Source organism: Arthrobacter sp. Y3223164 (genome assembly GCF_059091005.1).
Genome location: NZ_JBNHGF010000262.1, coordinates 1 through 4,098 on the forward strand (window position 1 = coordinate 1; position 4,098 = coordinate 4,098).

Consider the following 4,098-nt stretch of genomic DNA (forward strand, 5'->3'; position numbering starts at 1 on the left):
GCATCCGGACCGCCAGCGGGCTGCGCGGACGCCCGGATCCGGCGTCGGCCTCGCCGTCGGAATCCGGTCCCCGGCCGTCGCCGTCGTAGTCTTCATCGTCGCCCGCGGCGGCACTGAACAAGTCACTCACACGTCAAGGCTATCGTTGCACCCTGACGCCCGGGGACCGGCCGCGCTATTCCCTAAAAGTCGATGCGCATCACGGCGCGGCGGGGCGTGGGGCGTGTGACCTCCCGGAACCCCGCGGCGCTGAAGATACTGTGGCTGCCCACGTACAGTTCGCCCCACGTCAGCCGCTGCCCGGGCTTGGGGATGAGCGGGTAGCCCTCGATGGCGCGGGCGCCGTTCTCCTTTGCCCAGGCGGCGGCCGCGGAAGCCAGGGCCCGGCTGATGCCGCGGCGCCGGAAGCCGGTCCTGGTGGTGAAGCACACCGCCGCCCACACCGTCCCGTCGTCGGGGTCTTCGTCGCGTCCGGCCCACACCACTCTGCTGGTGCTCAGGCGCCGGTAGGCCGTCCGGGGTTCCACGGCGCACCAGCCGGCCGGCTCGCCGTCCAGATAGGCCACCAGGCCGCTGGTGGAACCGGCCTCTGGATCACCGCACCGGGTTTCGGCCCGGAGCCGGAAAGCCCGTTCCTCGACCAGCTCCTCCCGCCACCGGGCCGCCGGGGTCTGGAACCACTGGCATTGGCAACGCGCCGCTTCGCCGCGGGTGCCGAAGACTGCCTGCAGGTCCTCCCAGGAGGCTTGGTTTGCGGGGACGACGGCGACGCCGGCGCCGGTAGCTGTCTGCATGCTCCCAGCAGACAGCACGGCGGGCACGCACCGCAAGGGGCGCGCGCCCGCCGTCGTACGTCAGGGACGGATCAGTGCCCGGCTACTCCGCCTTGGCCCCGGCCTCCTTGGCCGCGTCCTTGGGCTGCGGCTTGGCGTCGACGCCGGCTTCCTTGCGCTGCTGCGGCGTGATCGGTGCCGGCGCCGCGGTCAGCGGGTCGTAGCCGCCGCCGGTCTTCGGGAAAGCGATGACCTCGCGGATGGACTCCTCGCCGGCCATCAGGGCGACCACACGGTCCCAGCCGAAGGCGATGCCGCCGTGCGGCGGGGCGCCGTACTTGAAGCCCTCCAGCAGGAAGCCGAACTTGGTCTGCGCGGACTCCTTGTCCAGCCCCATCACCTTGAACACGCGTTCCTGCATGTCCCGCTGGTGGATACGGATGGAGCCTCCCCCGATTTCGTTGCCGTTGCAAACGATGTCGTAGGCGTAGGACAGCGCCGACTCCGGGTCGGTGTCGAACGTGTCCATGAACTCCGGCTTCGGCGAGGTGAAGGCGTGGTGCACGGCCGTCCACTTGCCGCCGCCCACGGCCACGTCGCCGGAGGCGACGGCCGCCTCGGCAGGCTCGAACATGGGCGCGTCGACCACCCAGACGAACGCCCAGTCGCCCTCGTTGATCAGGCCGGTGCGGTGGCCGATTTCCACGCGAGCCGCACCCAGCAGCGCTCGCGAGGCGGCACGGTCGCCGGCCGCGAAGAAAATGCAGTCGCCGGGGTTGGCGCCCACGGTGCCCGCGAGGTTCTCGCGCTCGAAGTCGGTGAGGTTCTTGGCCACCGGGCCGGTCAGCTCCCCGTCCTCCTGGACCAGCACGTAGGCGAGGCCCTTGGCGCCGCGCTGCTTGGCCCACTCCTGCCAGGCGTCCAGGGTGCGGCGGGCCTGCGAGGCCCCGCCGGGCATCACCACCGCACCCACGTAGGGCGCTTGGAAGACTCGGAACGTGGTGTCCTTGAAGAATTCGGTCAGCTCGGTCAGTTCCTGGCCAAACCGCAGGTCCGGCTTGTCCGAACCGTACTTGTCCATCGCCTCGGCGTAGGTCATCCGCGGGATCGGGGTGCTGATTTCGACGCCGATCAGCCGCCACAGGGCCTGCACGATCCGCTCGCCCAGGGCGATGATGTCGTCCTGGTCCACGAAGCTGGCCTCGATGTCCAGCTGGGTGAACTCCGGCTGGCGGTCGGCGCGGAAGTCCTCGTCGCGGTAGCAGCGGGCAATCTGGTAGTACTTCTCGAAGCCGCCCACCTGCAGCAACTGCTTGAACAGCTGCGGGGACTGCGGCAGCGCGTACCAGGCCCCCGGGGCCAGGCGCGCCGGGACCAGGAAGTCGCGGGCGCCTTCGGGCGTCGAGCGGGTCAGCGTCGGGGTCTCGATCTCCACGAATCCGTCGCCGTGCAGGAGTTCGCGCGCCACCCGGTTGGCTTCCGAGCGCAGCCGCAGCGCCTTCGAGGGGCCCGGCCGGCGCAGGTCCAGGTAGCGGTGCTTGAGGCGGGCCTCCTCGCCCACCTCCACATGCTCGTCCACCTGGAACGGCAGCGGGTCGGCGGTGTTGAGGACGACGACGTCCTCGGCCATGACCTCCACCTCACCGGTGGCGAGGGCCGGGTTCTCATTGCCCTCCGGGCGCTTCTCCACGGTGCCCTTGATCTGCAGCACGTATTCATTGCGGAGCGAATGGAACACGTCCTCCTCGCGGACTACTACCTGCGCCACACCGGAGGCGTCGCGCAGGTCAAGGAACGCCACACCACCGTGGTCGCGGCGGCGGGCCACCCAGCCGGCGAGGGTAACGGTTTGTCCGATGTGCTCGGCCCTGAGGGTGCCGAGGTCGTGTGTGCGCAGCACAACAGTCCTTCCGGTAGAACGATTCGCTCATCTGTTCGCCGCCCGCTGTTTACCTGGTGCGGCGGCGGGGTACGGCTATGGTGAGTGGAGATGTAGACGAGTTTACCGTTGATCAAGCTGCGCCCCGGACCTCGGCTGCCGTCGCGCGAGGGGAAATGGCCCGGACCGGCCGGCCGGCGCGGGGCGCAGCGGGCAAGGAGCTGGAGCAACTGTGAGTAGTGAATCGTCGCTGGAACGCCGCCTCGGCGGGGTCGACGCGACCACCGTGGGCGTCGGATCCATGATCGGTGCCGGCGTTTTCGTGGTGTTTGGTCCCGCGGCCGCCGCGGCCGGTTCGTGGCTGCCGCTGGCGCTGGGCATCGCGGCGTTCGTGGCCTATTGCAACGCGGCGGCGACTGCGCAGCTGGCCGCCCTCTACCCCACCAGCGGCGGCACGTACATTTACGGACGGAAGCGGCTGGGCGAATGGCCCGGCTTCCTGGCCGGCTGGAGCTTCGTGACCGGCAAGATTGCCTCCTGCGCGGCCATGGCCCTGACCTTCGGCCTCTACGTTTTCCCGGAGTATGCCACGGCCGCTGCCGTGGCCGCGGTCGTCGTGCTGACCTCGATCAACCTGCTGGGCATCACCCGGACCGCTTGGGTGACCCGGTGGATCGTGTCGTTCGTGGCCGCCGTGCTGGTGTTCGCGGTCGTTGTGGCCTTCGACGCCGATCCGGTCGGGGTCCCGGGCGGGCAGATCGCCGCGTCCCCGTATGGTGTGCTGCAGGCCGCGGGGCTGTTCTTCTTCGCCTTCGCCGGCTACGCCAGAATCGCCACCATGGGCGAAGAGATCCGGGAACCAAAGAAGCTGATTCCGCTCGCTATTTTCTCCGCGCTGCTGATTACCTTCGTGCTCTACGTGCTGATCGGCCTGGGACTGCTGCGCTACCTGGGACCCGAGCTGCTGGCGGAGAGCGATGCCCCGCTGCGCGCCGTCATGGAGGAGGTCGGCGGCGGCGTGGGCACCACGGCCATGGGCATCGCAGTCGCCCTCGCCAGCCTGGGCGCCCTGCTGGCGCTGATCGCCGGTGTCGGCCGGACCACGTTCGCCATGGCCCGGGAAGGCGACCTGCCGCGCGTCTTCGCCACGGTGGGCACCCGGTTCAAGGTTCCGTGGGTGGCGGACCTGGTGGTGGCCGCCGTCGTCATTTTCCTGCTGCTCACCCAGGATGTGCTCGCCGTGGTGGGGCTCTCCAGCTTCGGCGTGCTGATTTACTACAGCGTCACGAATGCGGCCGCCCTCACCCTCGACGAGCGGCCCTGGCACGCGCCGAAACTGCTGAATGTCGCAGGGCTCCTCGGCTGCCTGCTGCTGGCCTTCACCCTGCCGGTCACGTCCGTGGTGATGATGCTGGCCGTGCTCGGCGCGGGCGTGGTCGGCCGCGC

The 4,098-nt window shown here is 69.8% G+C and carries 3 protein-coding genes; 1 reads left to right on the forward strand and 2 read right to left on the reverse strand.

Translation table 11 applies throughout. The annotated features are described in order from the left end of the window. Positions 1–182 precede the first annotated feature (182 nt). Together AC5RUJ_RS12210 and aspS are read right to left on the reverse strand one after the other, a co-directional pair. Complete coding sequence (locus tag AC5RUJ_RS12210) at positions 183–794, reverse strand: GNAT family N-acetyltransferase (protein WP_494049893.1); 612 nt, start codon at positions 792–794, stop codon at positions 183–185. A gap of 82 nt (positions 795–876) precedes the next feature. Then, positions 877–2,673 (reverse strand): aspartate--tRNA ligase, encoded by a 1,797-nt coding sequence (aspS, locus tag AC5RUJ_RS12215; RefSeq protein WP_494023019.1) that lies wholly within the window; start codon positions 2,671–2,673, stop codon positions 877–879. A 211-nt stretch (positions 2,674–2,884) separates the two neighbouring features. Between aspS and AC5RUJ_RS12220 the strand changes: the two genes are divergently transcribed. Then, positions 2,885–4,098, forward strand: a 1,214-nt coding sequence (locus AC5RUJ_RS12220; protein WP_494155918.1) for an APC family permease, incomplete at its 3' end; no start/stop codon positions are given.

Coding starts and splice junctions, on each gene's coding strand:
- AC5RUJ_RS12210 (WP_494049893.1), bottom strand. CDS start 794: ATGCAGACAGCTACCGGCGCCGGCGTCGCCGTCGTCCCCGCAAACCAA.